The organism is Microbulbifer pacificus (genome assembly GCF_002959965.1).
Taxonomy (GTDB): Bacteria; Pseudomonadota; Gammaproteobacteria; order Pseudomonadales; family Cellvibrionaceae; genus Microbulbifer; species Microbulbifer pacificus_A.
The window spans coordinates 2383092-2406609 of sequence record NZ_PREV01000026.1 but is presented as its reverse complement, the minus strand read 5'-3'; the positions used below and the strand labels follow the sequence as shown (position 1 = coordinate 2406609).

Annotated in this window: 13 protein-coding genes; 5 read left to right on the top strand and 8 right to left on the bottom strand. The window is 57.1% G+C overall.

What is annotated here, in order from left to right:
- Positions 1–3: 3 nt before the first annotated feature.
- Both C3938_RS10300 and C3938_RS10295 read left to right on the top strand, forming a co-directional pair.
- The gene (locus C3938_RS10300) at positions 4–1896 is read left to right on the top strand and encodes an alpha-amylase family glycosyl hydrolase (RefSeq protein ID WP_105103034.1); all 1893 of its coding nucleotides are present in this window, start codon (positions 4–6) and stop codon (positions 1894–1896) included.
- 205 nt (positions 1897–2101) lie between these two features.
- The gene (locus C3938_RS10295) at positions 2102–2938 is read left to right on the top strand and encodes a DUF3014 domain-containing protein (RefSeq protein ID WP_105103033.1); all 837 of its coding nucleotides are present in this window, start codon (positions 2102–2104) and stop codon (positions 2936–2938) included.
- Positions 2939–3001: 63 nt separating this feature from the next.
- On the opposite strand, the gene C3938_RS17850 is transcribed toward C3938_RS10295, so the two are convergent.
- The 5 genes from C3938_RS17850 to C3938_RS10270 all read right to left on the bottom strand — a co-directional run bounded on the left by C3938_RS17850 (position 3002) and on the right by C3938_RS10270 (position 14032).
- Complete coding sequence (locus C3938_RS17850) at positions 3002–3607, bottom strand: hypothetical protein (protein WP_158681640.1); 606 nt, start codon at positions 3605–3607, stop codon at positions 3002–3004.
- Between the two features lie 3 nt (positions 3608–3610).
- Positions 3611–4699: a peptidoglycan-binding domain-containing protein gene (locus tag C3938_RS10285; RefSeq protein ID WP_105103031.1), complete on the bottom strand. Its 1089-nt coding sequence runs from the start codon at positions 4697–4699 to the stop codon at positions 3611–3613.
- Positions 4700–4849: 150 nt separating this feature from the next.
- Complete coding sequence (locus tag C3938_RS10280) at positions 4850–6271, bottom strand: DUF1552 domain-containing protein (protein ID WP_105103030.1); 1422 nt, start codon at positions 6269–6271, stop codon at positions 4850–4852.
- 19 nt (positions 6272–6290) lie between these two features.
- Positions 6291–11954 (bottom strand): PQQ-dependent sugar dehydrogenase, encoded by a 5664-nt coding sequence (locus C3938_RS10275; RefSeq protein WP_105103029.1) that lies wholly within the window; start codon positions 11952–11954, stop codon positions 6291–6293.
- Positions 11955–12313: 359 nt separating this feature from the next.
- On the bottom strand, positions 12314–14032 hold the full coding sequence (locus tag C3938_RS10270) for an alpha-amylase family glycosyl hydrolase (protein WP_233998759.1): 1719 nt from the start codon (positions 14030–14032) through the stop codon (positions 12314–12316).
- A 251-nt stretch (positions 14033–14283) separates the two neighbouring features.
- Here C3938_RS10270 and C3938_RS10265 point away from each other — a divergent pair, with 251 nt between their 5' ends.
- Both C3938_RS10265 and C3938_RS10260 read left to right on the top strand, forming a co-directional pair.
- Positions 14284–15126, top strand: a complete 843-nt coding sequence (locus C3938_RS10265) for a universal stress protein (RefSeq protein WP_105103028.1) — start codon at positions 14284–14286, stop codon at positions 15124–15126.
- 122 nt (positions 15127–15248) lie between these two features.
- On the top strand, positions 15249–16094 hold the full coding sequence (locus C3938_RS10260) for an alpha/beta hydrolase (RefSeq protein ID WP_105103027.1): 846 nt from the start codon (positions 15249–15251) through the stop codon (positions 16092–16094).
- On the opposite strand, the gene C3938_RS10255 is transcribed toward C3938_RS10260, so the two are convergent.
- The 3 genes from C3938_RS10255 to glk form a co-directional block, all read right to left on the bottom strand.
- The gene (locus tag C3938_RS10255; RefSeq protein ID WP_105103026.1) at positions 16068–17576 is read right to left on the bottom strand and encodes a tryptophan halogenase family protein; all 1509 of its coding nucleotides are present in this window, start codon (positions 17574–17576) and stop codon (positions 16068–16070) included. The two genes, C3938_RS10260 and C3938_RS10255, sit on opposite strands and share 27 nt — an antisense overlap.
- 120 nt (positions 17577–17696) lie before the next feature.
- Positions 17697–20480 (bottom strand): TonB-dependent receptor, encoded by a 2784-nt coding sequence (locus tag C3938_RS10250; protein WP_105103025.1) that lies wholly within the window; start codon positions 20478–20480, stop codon positions 17697–17699.
- A gap of 217 nt (positions 20481–20697) precedes the next feature.
- Positions 20698–21660: a glucokinase gene (gene glk / locus C3938_RS10245; RefSeq protein ID WP_105103024.1), complete on the bottom strand. Its 963-nt coding sequence runs from the start codon at positions 21658–21660 to the stop codon at positions 20698–20700.
- Positions 21661–22289: 629 nt separating this feature from the next.
- Here glk and C3938_RS10240 point away from each other — a divergent pair.
- A complete protein-coding gene (locus C3938_RS10240) occupies positions 22290–23447 on the top strand; it encodes a helix-turn-helix domain-containing protein (protein WP_105103023.1) in 1158 nt (385 codons plus the stop codon).
- Positions 23448–23518 lie beyond the last annotated feature (71 nt).

Below are 23518 nucleotides of genomic sequence, written 5' to 3'. Positions count from 1 at the left end.
ACCATGAACAGATTTATTCAGCTAATCCTGGCATCGTCGATTGCCGCCAGCGCCCTGACCGCCTGCGATTCAAAAACCGAAGCCACGCAAGCCAAAGAACCACAGGCAATTAGCGCCACCACCACCGGCAAGCCTGTGATTTACCAGGTCATGCCGCGTCTGTTTGGCAACACCAATCCCACCAACAAGCCCTGGGGCACCATCGAAGAAAACGGCGTGGGTAAGTTCAGTGACTTTACCCCCAAGGCACTGGCAGAAATCCGCGCGCTGGGAGCGGACTACATCTGGTACACCGGCTCCCTGCACCACGCAGTGGTGCGCGACTACACCGAATTCGGTATCGCCAATGACGATCCGGATGTGGTCAAGGGGCGCGCCGGTTCCCCCTATGCCATCAAGGACTATTACAGCGTAAACCCCGACCTGGCCGACAATCCGGCAAAGCGTCTTGAGGAATTCAAAGCACTGATCGAGCGCTCCCACAGGGCCGGTCTCAAAGTCATCATCGACATCGTACCCAATCACGTTGCGCGCAATTACCAGTCTCTCGACAAGCCCGAGGGCGTGCGCGATTTCGGCGCCGACGACGACACCAGTGTGGCCTACGCCCGCGACAACAACTTTTACTATGTCCCCGGCGAGCCTTTCCAGGTCCCGGTCGCCGACGACGGCTACCGCCCCCTGAACGGTGAAGCTCACGATCTGGTCGACGGTACCTTCTCCGAAATTCCGGCCAAATGGACCGGCAATGGCAGCCGTGCCCCGCAACCGGAACAGGGCGACTGGTACGAGACGGTGAAAATCAACTTCGGCGTGCGCCCGGACGGCAGCCATGACTTCGCGACCTTGCCCGCAGACTATGCACAGAAAGACTACCGCGCCCATGCCCAGTTCTGGGCGGGCAAGGACGTGCCCAGCAGCTGGAAAAAATTCCGCGAGATCACCGACTACTGGCTCACCTTCGGCATCGATGGCTTCCGCTACGACATGTCCGGCATGGTGCCGGTGGAGTTCTGGAGCTACCTCAATTCCAGCATCAAGATGCAGAAGCCCGACACCCTGCTGCTCGCCGAAATCTATGAGCCGGAGAAGTACCGCGATTACATTCACCTCGGCAAGATGGATTACCTCTACGACAAGGTAGGCACCTACGATGCCATTCGCGCAGTGATGGAAGACAAGGCCGGCACCGACCCGCTGGTAGATATCCAGCAAAGTCTGAGCGGGATCGAGGCGCACATGCTGCGCTTTATGGAAAACCACGATGAGCAGCGCATTGCCAGCCCGGAATTTGCCGGTGATCCCCGCGCCGGTATCCCCGCGATGATCGTTTCCGCCACCATCAGCGGCGCGCCCACGCTTGTCTACTTCGGCCAGGAACTGGGTGAAGCCGGCACTGGCGATGCCGGTTTTGGCAGAACCAGCCGCACCACCATCTTCGATTACTGGTCGGTCCCCAGCATTCGCCGCTGGAATAACGACGGCCAGTACAATAGCGAGAACCTCAGCGATGGCGAAAAATCCCTGCGGGATTTCTATGGCAAACTGCTGAACTTTTCCCACCAGAGCCCAGCCCTCACCGGTGAGTATCTGGATCTGCACCGTTACAACCGCGCGCACGGCGACAATTACGGTGAGCAGCAATACAGCTTCGCACGCTGGAACGGCGACGACCGCCTGCTGGTCATCGCAAACTTCGCCGACAGTGCCAGCACCGTGACCCTGGGTCTGCCGAAAGAACTGGTTGACGCATGGAAACTGAAGCCGGGTAAGTACACCCTTGTCAACCAGCTGGAGAGTGGAAGTGCTGAGGTGACCGTTGCCGACGACCTCACCGGGTCTGTAGCCGTGGAGCTTTCCGGTCTGTCGGGGCAGATCCTGAAAATTCGCCTTTGAGTCCTGCCAGGGGCGCACTCGCGCCCCTGTCTCTGTGTCGCGCCGTCTCCGGCTTAGCGTCCCGCCCCTGCTTCGTGCCCCGCCCCCCGTACAGGTAGGCGAAACCTTCCCAACCTGATACTGTCTCAGACCTCACAGTCAGTGGTTTACACTGAACACAACCGCGCCATACGTAGTGCGCAGTTATCAACGGGAGGACATGTAAATGGGTGGCTTTATTAAGGATTGGCTGATCGCCCTGCTGATTACGGCGGCGGTGGCTTTCGGAATCTACTGGTTTGCCGTACGGGATATTCCCAAACCCGAGGTTCCCGCCCCCATCACTGAACCGGCCCCGGAAACCAAGCCTACCGTCGATCTGGAAGAACCAGAGCCAGACATTCCGCCGGCGCCTGAACCCGCCGCGCCCAAAGAAGAACCGCGCAAGCTCCCCGCCCTGAATGACAGTGACAGCGAAGCCCGCAAAGACATCATCAGCCTGTCCGCCAATGGCGCACTGGCCAAGTGGATCGTGCCCGACGAAGTGGTGCGCAAATGGGTCGCCGCGGTTAACACCGCGACTAAAGGCGACCTGATGCCAAAGAACCGCCCGTTCAATAATCTGGAAGGCAACATTGCCGTTAAAGAGCTGGAAACCCGCACTGACGGTCAGAAAGTCTATGTGCTGTCTCAGGAAAACTATCAGCGTTACGACCAGCCCGTGCGCCTGTTTGCGATGGTGGATACCGACAAGGCCGTCGGCCTCTACCAGTTCTGGTACCCGCGCCTGAAGCAAGCCTATGGTGAACTCGGCCTCAAGAACAAAAACTTCCACGCCGCTCTCCTCGCCGCCATTGACCAGGCTCTGAATGCGCCGGAAATCGAAGGCCCGATAAAACTCGTACGCCCCACCGTGTACTACAAGTTTGCCGATGAGAAGCTGGAGAAAATGCCAGGGCTGCACAAATTAATGATCCGCATCGGACCGGACAACGCAGCGCGGGTGAAGGAGAAACTGCGCGAGCTGAAAAACGCCCTTCAGAATCTTCCCTCAGTGCAGTAAGTAAAATGTAAAAAGCCAGGTAGTCTTCACTACCTGGCTCTTCGACTCAATATCGCCGCAGCCCTAGCGCATGGCATAGCAACCTTTTTCTTCTAGCGCATTCGTATTACGAGTCTTCAGGTCAAACCGCTTCTTGCTGGCATACATGATCATCGCCCCCTGATCCTGCCAACGGTTTAATTCCTCGCGTTTTTGCGGACACTCATCCAATATTGCCTGTTCACGTGTTGGCTCGTAAAAAGTGATGCCTGTTTTTCCAAACAAAGGCTCACCCACGTACCAAATTTCACCAATTCGTTCTCCAGAACCTCCGTCCAATAAATACATTTCTCTATCGGCATCCGCAGTACCCACGTCTATAACCAGCGTGTTTTCCCAAAATCCAATGAACTGACTGTCCATCTCAAATTGCTGTTCAAAAAGAGCCGGGGCCGTGCATCGCTGACTGGAATAACGACTCAATGTCCAGTAGCCCTCAAAAGTAGAAACTCTGATTGAGGCTCCGTTCCAGCTCGCGCAACCATCATTGAACACCAGTTGCATGACCTGCCTTTCAGAGCCGGTTTCATATTTATCCGGGTATCCGGAACTAGTTTCAGCTACTGGTTTACCGCATGCTACCAAAGCTACCACAGCCGCGAGGCTAAAAATTCTGGATTTACAATTCATAATTTAACCTCCGTTTTTTTCTTTAGCATCATGGAGTGTCAGATAGCGTACAACTCGATATCGCTTTACGTTTTCTGGAGTTTTATCGATCCAACTACTATTTCTTCCGTACAGCACCACATGAGGTTGAACCGGAATACCGCCATCGGGCGATGCATACAGAATCATATGCTTTCCATAAGTAGGGTCGATTGCCTGATACTCTCCCTGCGAGTTTTTCCTGGAAATCAGAATCCAATGATCGCCGATCCAGTCTTTTTTATAGTCAACGTGCGCCAACACCAGGCCACCCTTTTGAAGACAATGGTCGATAGACTGCAGATCACTTTGCTGAATCCTGATTCCCACACCGCTATCCTTGCCTTCCATGCCGAGCGCTTTCGCACCCAGCGTGACGTACATGTTTACGGTACCGGGCTGGAAAGCCTGGGCTTTCTTCAGGATTTCGTTGGCAACCAACGGCGTCAGTTGAGAAGGTTGCATATTTTCTGGCCAATGGCTATTGGCACTACCGAGATAAGTCGCAGCCATGGTCAAACTGGTCATGGTACAACCATATTGGTGGATTGTTCCGTTACCAAATCCAAGCTTGCTCGCCCCCCAGCGCTCGTCCCCCTGACGGAAGGCGATAACCGAGCGGTCTTTGGTCGACCCGCTTTGATTGGGTAATTTGGCCAGACGTGTTGCCGGACGGGCAGATAGGATGTTCAAACGACGGTCTACGTCATGGTACTGCTGAATCACCGATTGCGGGATCTGCTCATTGAGCCAAGACTGAATGGAAGAGGAACTCCATTCGGAAGCCTTGACGGAAAGCGTGCTCACATCAGGCACATTCCCATTTAATTTTTTCCAGGTTTTACCACCCGGGTCCACTACCTGATCTGGGTAGCGGAAACCCATTATCTTTTCCTGAAATACTTTGATTGCTTCGAGTGTAAGCTTTCCACATTTACCGTCGTCGGCGAGAGGTTTATACGCGCCATGAATACGAGGAAATGTCTTCAACGCCCGATTGAGCAAATTTTGGATGCGACGAACGTCCTCTCGTAGGTTAGGGGCGTTCAGCCCCACTTTGTACTGGATTGTCATGTTTCCACTCCTTGAAACCGGAGCTGATTTTACCAATCCGTCAACGTCAGAAAAGCACGAACTCCAGTCGTGCTTAACAGTTCCGACATTTAATTTGGCTCAAAAGTACCAAGTAGATCCTGCCGCAGCCGACCTTCTGTTAGTAGTGATTTATACAACCCCACCTGACCAATGGCTCTCTGGAAGATTATTTACTCCCATATACCGCGCCACATCGCCGAACAGTTGATGGCTGCCATAGATTCGCTGGCCGTTGTTGACGCCGTCTCCGCAGTTGATGATGCGCCCCATCTGCAGCGCACCACCGGCACCACCGGCAAGGGTGACGGCGCCGGCGGCGCCGCCGTGTTTGGAGCCGTCGCCGACTTCCGAAAACATCACCACCAGCGTGTCGTCCAACAGGCCTCTGTTATCCAATTGTTGCAGGGTGTAGGCGAGCAGTGCGTGATACCAGCGCACCTGTGCAGTATGCGGGACGTCGCCTGGGCGGTGGGAAGCACTGTGGCTGGCAAATTCGTTGTACCAGCGGGTAATGGGACCGACGGGACCGCTGCCGTTGCTGTGCTGGATGCCCTGACTGATGGCGTCCTGGGCCATCTGCCAGCACTCGTCGTAGGAATAGTTCACCAGGTTGCCGTTTTCATCCCCCTTGGAAAGTTGCAGGGTGGCGACTCGATGCAGGCCACAGGAAAACGCTCCGACAATATTCTCCACCTGCGCCCGCGCCAGGTGGGGAAACATCTGCCACTCCGCTGGTGTGAGCTGGCTGCTGGAATTGTAATAGGGGTCACTCATCACATTGGTGTTGAAACTGCACTCGCCCACCTGGTTTCCGGCGAGATCCCGCAGGCGTTTCAATGCATTTTCGTGCAGCGTGAGTTTGTCGCGGCGCGCGTTTTCCAGGGTGACATCGGCGAGGCTGTCGAAGTCATTCAGAATGGCTTCATAGTATGCCTGCTTGTCGCCATTGCTACCGGCACTTCCACCGCCGGCAATTCCCACCGACAGCTTTTGCGCGGCATCCGCCGGATCGTTGTTGGGAATGGGACGGGCTTCACTGGCATAGCCGCGTGGTTTGGAAATCATGATATCCGAGCGACTGCCAGTGCGCACACCGAGGCTCAACACCCCTTCGCTGCCCAGCTGTTCGGCAATCAGGTGATCGATACTGGCGCTCTCGCGACTGATCTGATTGTTGCCGGTCAAAATGCCGCGCATATCGTTGTAGTGGGCACCGGCGCCGCTGCCGATATCCAGTGTGAGGTTCTGCAACACGATCATACGGTTGTGCCAGGGCGCGAGCGGACCAAGCCCAAAACTCAGTTCCTGACTGCCGCTGATACTCCCCGGCCCCTGTTGAGGCAGCCAGTTATAAGGCACCACGCCGTTGGGATAGTAAAGGAACAGCACCCGCTGCGCGCTGCCACTCTGCGCAAATACCCGTTGCCCGAGCATACTGCCGGCGAGCGGCAGCAGCATTCCGGCCTGCGCCAGATTGCGCAGGAATTTTCTACGCGACTGACGGGTGGATTCCCTGACGGAGGTGAAGCCAAATTTATTCAGCAGTTTCATTATTCTTATCTCCCGAATTTCAACGGCGCAGGATGAAGGCGTCAGACAGTGTCAGAGTGCGCAACATATCGCGCATACCACCACCATTGCGCAGATCTTCACTGACCTGATGAATGATCACATCATCACTGACGCCCTCTTCCCGTCCCACCACATAGCGGTAGAACTGTCGCGCAAAGCAGGCCTCGCCCTGATCACTGCCGGCGATGAGTGACGCCAGCTCCGGCACCGAGTAAAAATCGTAACTTGGACTGGTGGGATCCATGACCGTGGCCGGGGTGTACAGGCTCTTGATACTGCCGCTATCGTCGATTTCCCGTTGCTCGCCGGTGCCAATGGTTTCGATGGTGCGGTACAGGGCGTCGCTGCCGAAGCGTTCGAAACCGAAACCCACGCCGTCGATAAACTGGTGGCAGGCGGAACAGGCGGGATCGGACGTATGCCGCGCGGTGGCCTCGCGGTTGCTGTCGGTATCTTCAAATACCACGTTAAAGTCCGCGGCCGCGGGCGGCGGGAATTCCTGGCACATCAACACTTCGCGCACGTAAACGCCGCGCTTGATCGGCGCCGGATTGACGGTACTGGTGCGTGAGGCGAGGAAACTGCCGTGGCCCAACAGGCCACTGCCACTGCGCGGATCTCCCGCGGCGAACGTGCGCATCGCCCAGTTGCTGTTACTGCTGTCGAGCCCGTAGTGGGCCGCCAGTGCGCCGTTAGCCCAGGTGTAATTCGCCGAAAGCAACTCGCTGAATGCGCTGTTACTGCGAATATTTTCCAGCACGAAACCCACCGTCTCTTCCTTGAAGGCCGCAATGAGGTCCGCGCTGGTGATCGCCGGGAATGGATACTGATTGTTGATCAACCAACCACCGATAAAGCGGCGCAGACCGCGCTCCGCGCGCGGATCCGCCAACAGGCGGTTCACCTGGGTTTCCACGTCAAAAACTTCTTCACTGGCCGCAAGCAACAGCGTGTCATCCGGAGTGGTCACCCAGAAGGTGTAGGACAGCAGCGTGGCAATCTCGTAGTTTGTGAGCCGGTAAAGTCCCGTGGATGTATCCAGTTCGCCGAGTTCCGAGCGGTACATAAAATGCGGTGACATCAGCATGGCCTGGATAAGCAGGCGACCATCGTCTTCCGCGCTATAGAGTGCGGTATAGCGATTGATCTCATCGCCCGTCAGCGGACGGCGGAACAGGCGGAAGCCGAGGGTATCCACCACACACGGGTTATCACCGCAGCCACTGACCAGATTGCCGAAACCGGATTGGGAAACAGCCAGATCCGCTACCTGCCCCGATACCAGTTCGTAACCCAATGTACGGTCATTGCCGGCGGTGAGGAAAGACGCCGTATCGAAATTGCGATAGCGGCCGTCCGCGGGTACCGGATTCATCAGAGAGACATCAAAGTCGATGCCGAAAACATCCCGAACGCTGTTGAGATATTCCTCGCGGGTGAGCAGCCGCAGGTTGCGCGCATCCAGGTTGCTGCCATCACAGTCGCTGCCGGCGCAAACACCTGTGCTCCAGGCTTCATCGACAATCAGCCGCGCGATTTCATAGGCGCATGCTCCAGGCTCACTGCCTGCGCAACTGGCGGCGGCATCCATGGGCATGAAGTCTTTGATGTACTGCGTCAGATCACCGAGCTGCCAGTTGCCACCGGTGCCGGCGAGAGCCGGGGCCACATCCCCCTGCCCCTGATCACCGTGGCAACCGGCGCACTGGGCGGCGTAAAAATTCTGCCCGGCTTCGTGCGTGTTATTGACGCTGGGGAACAGCGCTACCAGCGAGAGGTCATGCCGCGGAATCAACAGCTGGATCTGCGGCTGCGACGGATCGCTGACAATATACGGCGCGGCGTCGCCGCTCCAGCCACCAAACGCGGTTCCGAATGGCGGGGCTCCGGCATTCACGATAATCACACTGCCGATCGGGTAATCCCGCTCGCCATCCGCGGTGGTGCCGCCAATGACCGAGACCCGTGACGTGTCACCGCCGACGGGTGTCTCCGGCGTCCAGGGTTCCCAGGTGCCGCCAGCAAAACTGGAAGACTCGGTAATGTTGCGCTGGTCTCCGGTTTGCTGACCATTGCCGTTGTTGAACACCAGGTTTACTTCACCGTTCGGCAGGTCTTCCTCATCGACATGATGTGTCCACCAGCCGTCCGCATCCGGGCCGGCCATCAACACTCCCGGCCACTGGGTCAGCGCCTGATCCTGACCGTTCACGGTGATCCACAGGTGCACATAGACCTGCGCCCAGTTGTCCGGGTTATCGAAACGCAGTCCGATACCGTCAAAGCCCTCCGCGAGGTTGGCGGTTGCGATAAATTCACCGACTGCGGCCTGCACGGTGACAACGCCCGTGCCGGTGCGGGTGACGAGGCCGCTCTGGTCCACGCTGGCGGGACCACTGGCGATCGACCAGCTCACCTGTCCGTACAGGTTTTTACGGGTGCCGTCGGCGCGCACACCGAAGGCAACCAACTGCCGCGTACTATCCAGTGCGATATCCACCGGAGCGATTTCCAGCCGGGTAATACTCGTGTCCACACTGGTCACGCTGATGCCGAGGGACTCGCTGAAACCGCCCTGCTGAACCGTAATCGTGGCGCTGCCGTTATCGCCGGCGCGCAGCACGAATGCGCCTTCGCTGACGGATTCAACAGCCAGCACCGCCGGGTTAGTGGAAGCAACGCTCGGAGCGGTGCCTGCCGGTGTGGTAAAACCGTTGTCGTACAGGGCTTGCACATACACGGTCAGCGCGTCACCACCGTTCAGCCGCTCGCTGTCTGCCTGTAAGCTGATACCCACCTGCTGAGCATTCACTGCGTCTATCCACTCAAGGAACAGGACCTCGGCCACGGGATTGGTATAGCGGGTGCCCTTGGGCATGCGATTGTTGTCGGTGGTCTGATAGATATAGACCAAGCTGCTGGTGTGATCGAAAGGGCGCAGACGCGCGGCGCCGCCGGTGGTTTCCACATTGACCAGGCGCATGCTGTCGAGGGGGGTGTCGTAGCGCAGATCCATAAACCCGCTGGCATGACAGTGGGAACAATTAGTCGCGAGGTAGGTGCGCGCGCGCTCGTTCAGATCCGCACCGGTATCGTCGGCGTCCACAAATGCGGCGTGACCGGCGGCGCTGCCGATATTTTCCGTGAACAGTGCGATGCTGTTGAACACGTCCAACTGGTTGGCGATGGTCTCCGGTCCTTCGCCATATTGGAAATTGCGGTTCAATTGACGGGTGTGTACAGCAAGAGGCTCGCGACTGCCACTTCCGATGTGGCAGGAACCACAGTCGGCGGCAGACTGTACAACCCGCTGACGGTTCTCGATACCACCGTCCATCACAGTGAGAGACTCGGTCACCAGGTCGGCATCGGTTCCAGTGCTGTTCCAGTAATAATTCGCCGCCTGCCACTTGCCGGTATCCTGTCGGAACAGTACCGACGTGGTGAATGGCTGCGCGGGATTTTCCGTGGTGGCAATACTCTGATGTTTCACCAGCACCGTGCCAACGGGAAGCTCCCATTTTTCCGTCGCCGCGAAATCAATCTGACGATCATTTGGCAACGCGATGAAGTGCCGGGTACTGGCGCCATCGAACCACCCTTGGGTGTTCAGGCCGTACTCCAACACACCACTTACCGGCTGCAGATTTTGCAGATTGGAAAACAGGCCGGTTTCAGAAAGTTTTGCCGGAATGACCGCCGCCTCGGCATCGTCGTCCACCACCTTGTAAATGGTGGATTGACCGCCGTACTCCACACCGTATGTGGAGACCAGCAATGTTTCGCCGCTCAGGTCGGTTCCAAATGAAGCGATGTTTTCCGGGAAGGTATCGCTGATCAGGGCTTTGGCCTCGCCGTCAACGATGGACCAGATACGCTTGGTGACATAGTCCCCGAAAATGAAATGGCCACTCAAACCGGGCAGCGCATTGCCCCTGTACACCACACCGCCAATGATGGAAAAGCCGGTGGGATGGGCGTAGCCATCTCGCGGCGGCTCGAAATCCGTACTGCAGTTTTTACCCGGATCGCCGCCGAGGTCACCGCGATTATTGGTGCCTTCGCAGATGGGCCAGCCGTAATTTTTTCCTTTTGCAATCAGGTTGACCTCTTCGAATCCCGCCTGTCCCACTTCGGTTTCCCACAGGGTGTAGGGAGCCTCGGTATCGAAACTCCAGCGCCAGGGATTGCGGTGGCCGTAGGACCAGATTTCACCCCGAAAGCCGGGCACGCCGACGAAGGGATTGTCCGCGGGGATCTCGTAATATTTTCCATTAACCGGCTGTGTCAGCGGTTTGATGCGGATGAAGGTGCCGAGCAGGTTATCGGTCTCCTGTGCGCCGTTGTTGGTGCGCGGATCCTCGGGATAACTCATGGTGGCGCTGTGGCCATAGGCGCCGTCGCCGATGCTCAGGTAAAGATATTTTTCTTCCGGGTGGAACTGCATCATGCCGCCCTTGTGGTCCGGACCACGCTGGGGCACCCGTAAAATTTCCGCGCGGGAACCGGCAAGTATTTGAGTGGGATTTGCCGGATCATTGACCGTCCAGCGCTCAAGAATGGCATCACCGTAACTGCCGTCGGGTGCGCGCTCGTTGTCGTCGGTACCGTGGATGTAATAGATGTAGATAAAACCGTTACTGGCGTAGTCCGGATCAAACGCCATGCTGAGCAGACCCTGCTCGTGGTAATTGCGCACCACGCCACTGATATCCAGCAAGGCGCGCACTTCCGCCGGTGCCACATCCTCGCGATTGGGGACCACGAAAATGGAGCCGGCTTTATCCACGACATACAAAAGGTCACTGATACCATCCGGAATTACCATCACCGGCGACATGAACAGGCCCTGGAGATTCGGGTAGGCTACCTCAAAGCGGTAGCTACCGGCAGAGACATTGCCGGAAATGGGGAAGTTCAGCGGCTGCGCCAGTAGTGGGCGCGTGGTGGGTGGCTGATCGACAACAGGGTCGGTGTCCAGGCCGCAGGTTTCCGCTCCCTGCCACTGTCCGCCGATATAGCAGGGGTTGCCGCTGTAAGTCAGGTCTGCAGTCTGCGGTGCGCCGTTGTTGTTGAAAATGACATTGAGGGAGTCCGGCATGACGTCGCTGTCGAGATGGGCAGAGAAGTCGTAGCAGTAGTTGTCTCCCGCTGCGGTCATGGCGAGACCGGGCCAACCGGGGAGATTACCGACACTGCCCGCCGGCTGTGGATTCCAGAAGTAGATATGCGGCGCCGCGTAATTCTGCGGGTTGTCGAAGCACAGGCTGGTGGGTGCTCCCTCAGCTGGCGGCTCGGTAATTTCCGCTACACTGATCGCTTTGCTCACATCGTCAAAAGTGATGCGATAGCGGCCATTCGCTACCTGGTAGTCGCTGGCTGGATAGGCTTCGTTCCAGTTTTGGTAATGGCTGATTTTGAAACGGGCGTTGGCACCTTCAAAGGTCTGCTCGGTAACCCAGACACCGGCGCCGGTATCGTAGGTCATCGCAGTTGTTCCCCAATCGTTCGGAGTACCGCGGAACCAGGCTTCAGACCAGGTTTGCGCGCTCACGTTGAGGGGCAGACACAGTGCCAGTGCGACGACAAGGCTCAGGGCCGCGCGCAGGCATACGGTGGCTGCGGAGTGTGACACTCCGGCCATTATTGGGGCAAAAATCATCGCTATGCTCCGGGAGTTATTGTTATCCGGATGGTCATCATGCGTTTTGCACGTAACCTTTTAATTTTTATTCGCCGACAACCGCTCAGCGCAGCGCACGCAAACTATGGATGCGCAGGATCACGTTACTCCATTTCCGCGGTGTTACCTCCTCCTCCCCTGGGGGCGTAGTCCTTCACCGCGCCATATCTGTGACTGACATCGACATTGAAATCCAGCACAAAAAAAGCCGGCGATAGAAACTCTATGGCCGGCAAACCTTTCGACGAGAAAGAGAAGTTGAGGTCACACGCAGCCAACGAAGGCCTATTGACCGATGTCAAAGTCATTCCCGCGCGCGGGAATGACGGAGATAGGGTTTATCTTGCACTCAGATCCTGGGTCCTGGGGCTTCCCAGCAACAGGATGTCAAACCCGGTGTCAAAGTTCAGCATCCCCTGCTCTACCCGCGCTTCTGCACCGGAGTAGTAATCTTTCACCAGAGAGCCTTCCGCGAATACCGCCCCGGCCTCCACGGTTTTTTCTCCGATCGGCATGTCCAGCGCGACCAGCACGCGATCATCATTCAATGTGCGCGAGAAAATATAGGGGGCAGCACTAAGCTGCTGATGCACGCCGGCACCTACCGCCATATGGGACTGACGGAATTGCCCCAGCTTCTGCCAGTGGCTGAGAATTTCGCGGGTTTCGGCTTTTTCCAAATCTCCCCAGTTCATCGGGCTACGCAGCTGGGAATCGCCCTCGGTACCGGGCACCGTCAGTGGCCGGGCCAGCTCATCGCCGTAGTAGATTTGTGCGGCGCCGGGCGCCAGCATCAATTTGAATGCCGCTTCGCGGGCACGCTGACGCTCACGGTCGAAGGAGTTCATGTCGTCGTGAGAAGTCAGGTAGTTGAGCACACCCGAACCATCTAGTGTCCCGCCATTCAGCATTTGCGAGTAACTAGAAAAGATCGACTCCATATCTTCACGATCGGCACGCGCAGCGATATCAAAATTAATCAGGCTGTCGAAGCCGTAGTCGAAAAAATTCACCTTGCGATCGCCAAAATCGAAGTCGCGTCCACCGGTGATGCCGTAACCGTAGACTTCCCCGACCATAAAGAAGTCGCGATCGTCGAGCTTCTGCTGCGGATTGCGGGCCTTCCACTCCGCCAGTGCCAGGCTGGATTCCTTTTTAAGTACTGCCCAGACTTCAGGTTCCACATGCTTGGCCGTATCTACACGAAAGCCATCGACACCGTATTCCCGCACCCAGTCGGTGAGCCATTTAATGATGTAGTACTTCGGTGCGCGCGGGTAACCGGTGCGCTCGAAGAACGCATCCAGCTCCGCCACTTCCTGACCGAGGCGACCTTCGCGCTGCCATTTCTCGGTGAGCTGGGGAGGAAGGTCTACCGGCACATCGCTCTCGGTGCGGATGTCTGGCAGGTTGCTAACAAGCATGCAGCTGACGGTACCGGAAAAACCGGACCAATCGCACACAGAGTCGGAACGACTCCACTCCGCCGGCCATAGCGGATCCTTTGCTGTTACTGGACCAGTATGGTTCACAACTACATCCAGTAGTACGCGAATACCGCGGCCGTGCGCTGTTTCAATCAGCTTTTCCAATAGCGCCTCATTGCCAAAGTTGCGGTCAACGGCGGTCCAATCCCTGGGCCAGTAACCGTGATAGGCATAGGTGCGCCCGGTACCTTCGTCAGTGGCATCGTGATTCTGCTCATAGATCGGGGACATCCAAAGGGCGTCAACACCCAGCGCGTCGAAATATCCCTCATTCAGTTTGTCGATAACGCCTTGTAGGTCGCCGCCTTGGAAGCCGCGCATATGAGCCGCGTCATTCTTGCGGCCGTAGGACAGGTCGTTATCCGGGTTGCCGTTGTAGAAGCGGTCCGGGAGCATGAAATAGATGATCGCATTGTTCCAGAAGGGGTCCACAGAACCGCTATTGACCTGGGTCAATGCGGACTCGATCGTCTCTGGTACAGATACCTGCTCGGGTTCACGGTCGGAGCAGGCGGCCAGGGTGAGCGCGGCTACGGATACGGCGGCACTCAGGCCGAACATTTTTCTCATTATCTTCTCTCCGTCGTTATCGAACGGTCATCACAGCAGCCTAATGTACTCGCCTCCGCCACCGTTTCATCCTCCCGACATGGGGCGTAGATGGGTGGAGTGCGGATGAAATACGCCGCGTCCGGTGATAGTCTTGACCTCCCGGTCACGTGACCGCCCACAGACCGCCCCCAAAAGCACATAACAGAGGGCGGAAGCGATAGACCGGGCAGCTGAGAGAAAACTTAGGGATCAGAATTGAAGGAGCAATCATGCAGGATAAACCCATCGTATTCGTTGTCGTCGACCCCAATGACGACCGCCATGTAGCCCTCGAACGCGCCCTGGCTACGGCCCGTGAGCGCACCCCGCAACCGAAACTCGCCGTATTCGTCGCCGTAGATGGCGAGGCGGTGGATACCCGCGCGGTCAACGATCACCTGTTCCGGGACGAATTCTGGTTCCGCGACCAGATCCGCAATCCCATTGAAGAAGCCGGCGTGGAATTCGAGATCACCGTATGCTGGTCGAGTGACTGGCAGGCAGCCATCATTCAGGAATCCAAGTGCTGCAACGCGGAAATGATCTACCTGCCCGTGCACGCCCGCACCAGCCGCCGCTTCACCTTCGCGGAGTCAAAATGGCAGGTATTGAAGCATGCGAAATGCCCGGTGGTACTGATTCGCCCCGGCGCGAAGGCCCGCCGCAAAGTGGTGCTGGCCACCGTCAATTACCAGGCCCAGACCACCCAGCAGCGCCAGCTCAACCGCCAGATCACCGAGCGCGCCGGCTACATAGCCGACGTCTATGGCGCCGAGTTGCATCTGGTAAATGCCTTCCTCGACTCCATGCTCTACCCCGACCGCGGTCAGCTTTCCAAACTGGCGGACAAGACCGGAGTACCCACCGACCGTATCCATGTAAAACAGGGCTACACCAACGAAGTGGTTGCGGAAATCGCCAAAGAAATCGACGCGGATGTGGTGGTGATGGGCACCCTGAACCAGTACGGCGAGACCGGCTCCATGCTGCGCGGCAATACCGCCGAGCGCGTGATCGGCTCTCTGGATATCGATGTGATGGTGTGTAACGCGTTTACCACCACGGCACACTGATAAGCCTGCCTGGGCCCCGTATTACGCGGGGCCCTTCCCACATCCTCCCCAGCCAAGGCTGAGGCTCTCCCGCGCGATTCGCTGGATACTGGCACCCTACCTCTGCCCGGAGAGTCACAACAATGCACAAAAAACTCGCGCAGGCGCTGCTCCTGCTACTCGGCGCATCGGCACTACACGCTGCCACATCACCTACAGCATCATCTACCGCACAAGCCAATGTACATGTAATGCCGGCGATTGCGATGGACACATTGCAACGCGAGCGTACCTACCGCATCTATCTGCCCGCGGGTTACCAGCACTCCGCTAAACGCTACCCGGTGCTGTATATGCACGATGGCCAGAATCTGTTCGACGATGCGACCTCCTATGTAGGTGAATGGGGGGTGGACGAGAGCCTCAATCAGCTGGCACAGACCTGCGGCCTGGAAATAATCGTGGTGGGCATCGACCACGGCGACAGGCTGCGCATGACTGAACTCAACCCCTACGACAACGAGCGTTTCGGCAAGGGCGAAGGCAATGCCTATGTGGATTTCCTGGTGAGGGAATTGAAACCTCGTATCGACCGGGAATATCGCACGCTGGCAGACCGCGAACACACCGCGATCATGGGAAGCTCCATGGGGGGACTCATTTCCAACCACGCCATCAATCGCTACCCCGATATTTTTGGCATGGCCGGTATTTTTTCCCCCTCCTACTGGATTGCGCCAGGTGTGTTGACCGCATCTGCGAATAATCCGCAGCTGAACAATACACGGGTATACCTGTTGACCAGCGCGCGCGAGGGGGACGAGATGATCGAAGGCTTTATGGAAATGGAAAAAATCCTGAAAAGTCGCGGAAAGCAGCACTTGTGGCAGGCAAAACTCGACGGCGAGGGAAGCCACAGCGAAACCTTCTGGCGCCGTGAGTTTCCCAATGCCATCAACTGGCTATTTGGTACCAGCTGCCAGCAGTGAGGACAAAAACTCGTCGTGCGCTGGCAGTTGTCTGACCGTACCTTGGATCAGGGTTTTCAGGCTCTGAAGCAGGTCAGCCAGTTGCGCGTCACTCAGACCATCCGCAATCAAATGATGATCCTCCGGCAGCACGCCCTGGCCGATCAACACCTGCTGCCAGGCAACTTCGGTGAATAAGTCATCGTAATCCCGGAAAACCTTGCCGGTCGCGCGGAACAGCTCGATTTTGTGCTGCAGGCTTTCCGGCACATCCATGCTTTCGCAATGCCGCCAGAAGTCGCTGTCGCGTCGCTGGTTGGCCTTGTAGTGCAGAATTATAAAGTCGCGGATACGTTCCATTTCCACCCGTGACTGGCGATTGAATTCCGCCACTTCTTCCGCGCGAATGCCGCGATGCGGGAAACACTTGACCAACCGGGTAGCACCGGACTGCACCAGATGGATGGAGGTACTTTCCAGAGGTTCCAGGAATCCGCTGGCAAGCCCCAGGCTTACCACATTCTTCTTCCACTGCTCGTGCCGGTGACCGGTTTTGAAGGGAATAATTCGCGGTTCCGCAAGCGGCTTACCTGGCAAATTGCCCAACAGGACCTCGCGGGCCTGCTCGTCACTCCAGTGGCGGCTGGAATATACCAGTCCGTTGCCTGTGCGGTGTTGAAGCGGGATCTGCCATTGCCAGCCACAGGCATGGGCAATGGAACGTGTATACGGGACAATCGTCGCAGCAGACTCGCTGGGAATCGCCATGGCGCGGTCACAGGGCAGCCACTGGCTCCAGCTTTCATACTCACTGTCGACGGTCTTACCAATCAGCAGGCCAACAAATCCCGAGCAGTCGACGAAAAGATCACCCTCAACAACCTGTCCATTTTCCAGAGCCAGACTTTCCACATAGCCGCTGTCAAGGTTACGGCGCACATCACACACCTTGCCCTCGACACGCTTAACACCTTTGGACTCGCTGTAGCGGCGCAGATATTGCGCATAAAGCCCGGCGTCAAAATGATAGGCGTAGGAAAGTCCCGGAAGGTTAGTACTGGGAATATTCGCCAGGTGCGCAAATCTGTTTTGCTTCGCCGCCTGATAGTTCAGGGAGAAATCCCAGTAACTGTCGCTGTAGCCGGATGCGCGGCTGCGCAGCCAAAAATGATGGAAATCACAAAAGGGAAAATTTTTGCCGATACCGCCAAAGGCATGCATGTAGCTTTCGCCCGGGCGCGACCAGTTTTCAAACTGAATTCCGAGCTTGATGGTGCCGTTGGTGGCACGCAGGAATTCCACCTCGTCGAGGCCGAGCGCACGGTTGAAATTCAGAATCGGCGGAATCGTAGCTTCACCCACGCCAACGGTTCCAATCTGGTCGGACTCCACCAAAGTGATATCCACAGTGCCCGCCAGGCTTCTGGCAATCATAGCCGCAGTCATCCAACCGGCGGTACCACCGCCGAGAATGACGATTTTTTTTATCGTTTTATGGTTCACAACGCTATCCCTTTACGGGTTTCTTAAACGGGATCCTTCGAAATCACATAACGCTTCCCAGCAAACAAAAAAGCCCCTGCAACCGAAATTACAGGGGCTATAGAGACAACTCAGTAGAGATTACAGCTTGTAGCTGAAGCCCAGCAAATAGGTCTTGCCGTAGCTCTGGTAGTCACGCACCTGCAGCGCGTTATCGCCGCTCAGTGTAGTGAAAGGCTCATCGGTAAGGTTGATACCCTGCAGATAGACGGACAGACCTTCCAGGCCGCCGATACCGGACTCACCGAAGTCATAGCCCAATTGAGCATCGACAATGGTTTCGCCAACAACGTCCACCTGCTGGCTGTCGAAGCCAACACCATATACTTCGCCCTTGAAGTCGGAGCGTTTGCGCACACTGGTACGGGCGGAGAAGCCGTGGTTGTCGTAGTAGAAGGTCAGATTCTGGATGCTGTCAGACAGACCCGGCAACTCATAGTCGCTGCCATTCGGGTCTGTGATATCAGAACTTACGCCTGTGTGGCTCGCCAGCAAGCCAAAGCCGTCCAAACTCTCACTGAACAGGTTGAACGGCAATGACAGAGACAACTCATAACCCTGCAGAGTACCGCCACCACCGTTGATCTTGGAGTAACGGGTCGCAGTGGTATTGACGCCTTCCGGAAGCTCCACAGAGCTCAGGTCCAGCACCTCAGACATGTCAACTTCGTAGTTGCCGTCGAAATGCCAGGAGTCCAGGTCTTTCCAGAACAGCGCTACAGAGTAGTAACCTTCGTCACTGAAGTAGTTCTCGTAGGAGAGATCCAGGCCAATTGCTTCTTTCGGCTCAAGATATGGGTTACCACCGCTGATCTTGAAGTTATTGCCGTTAGCATCTGCAGTGGACATGAACTCGAAGCTCACAGATGAATTCATCTCGTCCATGCGCGCGCGGGAGATGGTCTTGGCCGCACCGAAACGCAGAGTCTGCTGTTCGTCAATCGCCAGTGCCAGGTTCAGGCTCGGCAGCACATGGCCGTAGTCATGCTTCACGTCGGAGGCTTCCGCAACCACCAGACCATTTTCCACTTTACCCGTATAACCCTTGGTATCCACTTCGGTGTACACGTAACGCACACCTGCAGAACCAGTCAGTGGCAGGCCGGCAATTTCGGTTTCCAGTGATGCCTGAGCAAAAGCAGAGGTTACCGTTTCACCAACATTGTAGGACTTGGTCAAGTGCTGAATACCGGTAAGCGCTTCGTCGGTCAGATCGTAATAACCGTCGCGCAGCATAGCCGCAGCATCATAGGCAATCATGTCGCCCATACCGATAAAGTCCAGCGAAACACTGCCCAGGCGATATTCTTCTGGAACCACCAGCATGCCGCCATTTTCCGCGTCGAAGTTTGCCAAGGTCATGTAGTAGCCCTTGGAGCGTTTTTCCTTCTCGCGATCACGGTAGGAAACACCATAGCTGATTTCATTGACGATACCCGCTTCCACCATCTGGGTGGCCGCCAGACGCAGAGAGGTCAGCTCGTCATCAATTTCCGGCGCATTCAGGAAGCCGTCCTGAGCCGCGTTCTCGTAATCAGAACCAGCCAGACCGTATTTGTCATTCAGCGCCTGGCTCCATCCCCAGGTCAGCGGCCCCCCCATCTGGATAAGGTTCCAGTCGCTGTAATCCAGGCCGTGTTCAAATTTGGCGCCGGTGTTGCCACCATCAAAGGTATAGGTCAGATCGTCGGCAATACCCTCGCTGTCACCTCGGCCGGTACCAGAGTAGCTCTCGAAACTCCAAATCTTACGCTTGACCGCAGAGTGACTTGCGTCAAATTCCAACTGGAAACTGTCGCTGAAATCGTACTTGGTATTGAAACCAAAAGACTTGAGGTCAGCTCCACGGGTTTCCAGGTCGTTGCGCACGACCACGCGCTGCCCCTCGGTAGTAGCGCTGGTTACAAAGCCAGTTTCTTCATCAATATCGTTCGCGGTGATCGCCCCCTGTCCCCATGCGACCGGTATTTCGATACCGCGGAGGATTTTCTCATCAGAAAAATCTACATACAGGGCGTCTAGGGTGGTGTGCAGCTTTTCATTGGGTTGCAACTCAACCACCAGCATGGCGCTGTCGCGCTCCAGCAGGGACGAACGCACGAACGGTTTGGCACCGCCGAGTACGGAATAGCCTTCCAGACCGGGGGCATCGGTACGGTAACCCCAAGTGTTCCAGCGCTCTTCCTGGTTTGGGGAGCTCATGGTGTTGTAGGCAAACGCCACACCAATGGTGTCGTCCGCGAACTGGTCGATATAGGAGAAGGTGCCGCGATGGCCCTGGTCTTCGCCATCCGGGTTCAGCTTGTCGAAGCTGGTTTGCTCCATCTGGCCATTGAACTGGATTACACGCTCGCCACGAGACAGCGGTTTTACAGTCTGCATGTCGATTACGCCTGCGATACCTTCGGCATCGAGGCTGGCGGTCGGGGTTTTGTAGACGGTTACGCCGCTCATGATCTCAGAGGGGTAGAGATCGAATTCAACACCGCGGTTATCGCTGATGGAGACTTGCTCGCGGCCGTTAAAGGTAGTGGCACTTTCGTTTTCACCGAAACCGCGAATGGTAACGCGGCTCGCACGTCCGTCCAGGCGCTGGGTCGCCAGGCCCGGCAGACGAGAAATGGCTTCAGCAATGGAGGAATCCGGCAACTTGCCGATGTCTTCGGCAGAGATGGCCTCGACTACCGCCTTGGCATCGCGCTTGGTGCCGATAGAGTCCATAACACTCTTACGGAAACCGGTAACGGTAATTTCTTCCAGCTGGGTGTTACCCTCTTCCTGGGCAAAAGCACCAACGGAAACAGCGGACGCGGCAATAGCTGCAGACAGCAGTGCCGGCCGGAAACGTTTGTTTGTCAGACTCATCATCTTCTCCCTTGGACTTATCGTTATGGTGAGTAATGCCATCCTAGGCCTACCCGAAGTCCATATCCTCCACCCCCAAGGGGGGAGGAGGGGGGAGAAGCCGGGGCCGGCGGAGGAGGAGGGGGCCGGCCCGGGTCACCATGGAGGGGGATTATACGCGGTGAACAAAAATTGTTCAGCCCGAAAGAGCGCGGTTCTGAGGGAGAGAACGGGCCAGTCAGTTCTCCAGCCAGGCGGCGGCGCCGATCAGCGCCGGGTAGCCGGCTTTGAGGACCTCCACCCGCACCCCCTTCAGCCACTCGCCCAGGCGGCCCTTGGTGGTAAAGCGCTGCTCAAACTGGCTCTCCGGCAACAGGGATTCGATACGCGGCAGCACACCACCACCGAGGAACACCCCACCGCGGGCGACGTAGTAAAGCGCCGCATCACCGGCGGCACTGCCGAGGAAATTGAGAAAGTCGATCAGGGTTTCCCGACACAGCAGGTCGGAGCCATCCAGGCCGCGGCTGCTGACATCTGGCGGCGTCAGCGCTTCCGCCTCGCGTCCGTGCAGTGCACACACGGCACGGTACAGGTTGACCAGGCCACCGCCACTCAGCACGTACTCGTTGTACACCGGCATCTGGTCACGGGCGAGAATACGCAGCAGCTCCAGTTCGCGCTCGCTGCCGGCGGAGAGGTTGGCGTGGCCGCCCTCCCCCGGTACCACGCGGTAATGACCGCTCTCACTGACGAGGCCGGCCACGCCGAGGCCGGTGCCGGGGCCAAGCACGACCATGGGGCCGTTGGCCTGTGCAGGCACATCCCGCAGCGCCCATTTGTCTTCTTCCGGCAGCCGCGGCAGCGATAGCGCAAGGGCGGCGAAGTCATTCACTACCAGTGCGCGCTCCAATGAGAACCGCCGGCAGAGTGCTTCAGCGCGTATGTCCCAACCCAGGTTGGTCATGGTCACGCGCCCACCCTCGGGGGTCTTCTCCACCGGTCCGGCCACCGCAATGCAGGCCTGGGTCGGGCGCTCCCCGTCCAGCCCCTCAATCCATTGACCCATTGCGGAGTAGAAGTCATCAAACATCGCACAGTTCACCACCTGGATGGCTTCCAGCCGGTAGCCGCCCTGATAAGAGTGGGCTACGGCGAAGCGGGCGTTGGTGCCACCGATGTCCGCGACAATTCTGGTCATGGCTATTTCCTTAAATAATCCTTAGATGCAGGCCGGATTCTGGTCTGAACTGATACCTCGGCCCCCGATGCCACAGCACAGCCCCTGAAAAAAATGGCGCTATAAGGTAATGATTTGCCGACGAAAACTCCACCCCTCCCGCCTGTTGGAGACACAAATATGGAGGGATGAGGCGCCTGCAGAACCCAGGGGGTTTCAACGCTTCAGTTTATGCGCTTCAAGCCGGAGGGGGAGAAAAAATGCCGGCAGGCTGAACCTGCCGGTCCCATAGGTCGACGAGAAATGACCTTTTGGCGGGAGAAGAGAGATGATGTCGGGTGCCTGTGCGGGATTCGCCGAGGAGCCTAAAAGGAACACCTCTCCAACACAGGCTACGGGAAACCCGATAGGACCAGTGTGCTGCGCGTCTCCGCTTCCGTCGCCCCACTTTGGGGAAATCGTCAAACTGGGCGGTGTCACTTTCGGAAAATCCGCAAGCGGGATGGCCTGCGGACACCGTGGGCGCGGCTTGCGCTCCTCCCGCGGGGGGAATTCTCTTATACTCCCGCGCACAAGAGCGATAAAACATAACAAAGAGAGGCCGCCGCGAACGTGGCAGACAGGCCCCAAACCAATCTGGCGATGATTCGATGAAACAGTACATATTCAACATCCACGACGTGGTACTGCTGATGACCGCGGCGGAGTGCCTGTTGCTGGCAGTATTCCAGTCAATACTGCCCACTCGCGCTCGTCACGACGGCCGCCTGCTGACGGCGTTCCTGCTGATTATCGCGGTGGCCTCCGGCTGTACCCTGCTGCTGTGGAACGACCAGTTCACACTGGCGCCGTGGCTTGAACAGACCCTGCTGCCGTACCTGTTGTTCGCGGCGTTGCTGCTGAAGGGGCCGGCAATTTACCTGTATTTCTGCTCGCTCACCCAGCAGAAGCTTCAATTCAACCGTCGTCAGGCATTGCATCTGCTTCCCACTCTGGCGGTTCTGCTGTGTATCGCGATCTTCGGTATTTCCAGCAGCGACCTGCGCCATGTGGCCGATGCGGGCCAGTCTCTGCCGGATACTGCCATCGAATTCATCTGGGACCTGGCCTCACTGGTGCCATTTATCTACGCCATTGCGGCACTGCTGCAAATCCGCCGCTATCGCCATGCACTGAAAGATGAGTATTCCCACTATTCGGAAACCGAACTGCACTGGCTGTCGGCGCTGGCCTGGGGCGTGTGTATTTCCTGGACCTGGACCATGGTGGTGCACGTAGTGGCGAAGTTCTCCAGCGTGGTGGTCGCCGACTACATGGGCATCGCCGATAACTATCTGGCGTTCATCCTGATCAATGCGTTCTTTGCCTACAGCCTGACCTATGCGCATCAGCTGCTGGTTACCCAGCCGAAAGAGGAGGCCCGCGAGACCACCACGGAAGAGGAACCGTCGGAACCGGCCATCGAGAAGGTACGCAATGCGATGGAAAGCGACAAAATCTACCTGAAGAAAAACCTGAATCTGGAACAATTTTCTGAACGCATCGACCTGCCCGCGAAAGAAGTATCCGCGGTGATCAACAAGCACTTCGGCACCAACTTTTTTGAGTATGTGAACAGCTATCGGGTCGAAGCTGCCAAGGCGCTGCTGTCCGATCCCGAAAAGGTGGATATGACGGTATTGGATGTGTTGCTGGAATCCGGCTTCAACAGCAAGTCCGCCTTCCATCGTTTCTTCAGCCGGTTGGTGGGCATGTCACCAACGGAATACCGCAAACAGGCGCTGGCGGCGGGTGTGGCTCACAGCTGAGCCGACAGTTGCCCTTTGACGGGCAGTCGGGCACCGGCTGAGCCGGTGCCCGTCCCGGTATCAATCGACGA